1 protein-coding gene is annotated in these 442 nt (G+C 56.1%); it reads left to right on the forward strand.

What is annotated here, in order from left to right:
* Positions 1-332 (forward strand): nucleotidyltransferase family protein (locus tag GFC01_RS18220; RefSeq protein WP_194175043.1); only part of this gene is annotated, 332 nt, incomplete at its 5' end.
* Positions 333-442: the final 110 nt, after the last annotated feature.

The following is a 442-nucleotide window of genomic DNA, read 5'->3' on the forward strand; positions in this document are numbered from 1 at the left end:
GTATGGAACCGACGTTTGAACAGGCCCTCTCTAAGATGCTGACGCGTCGGTACACCCGGACGGCCATTCAACGGGCGCTCGTCTCTGTGCTCGTTCACTTCGAACGGACAGAGTTGCCGACACGCTTTGATGACGTCCCTTATGTTCGCCCGCTCGCCTTCAACACGGTTGGTCGTCGCGTGATGCACGAAATAAAAAAGACGGTACCCCTTCTCAGCAAGTACCATCCTGACCTCGCCTTTGAGGCGCGCGTAACGGAAGCGTATCGCCTCCCGCTCGGTCTGTCAGCCCCTGAGCATAGGCAGACGCCTCAATTCATCGACTCTAAATAACGAATCGCCTCTTCGACCGTCTTGACCGGTACGACTTCAATGTCGGATTCGAGCCGGTCGAGAGACGCCCTCGCTTCTTCATAATTTGGCCCATCCGGTACGAAGAACAC

The organism is Desulfofundulus thermobenzoicus, from assembly GCF_009428905.1.
Classification (GTDB): Bacteria; Bacillota; Desulfotomaculia; order Desulfotomaculales; family Desulfovirgulaceae; genus Desulfofundulus_A; species Desulfofundulus_A thermobenzoicus.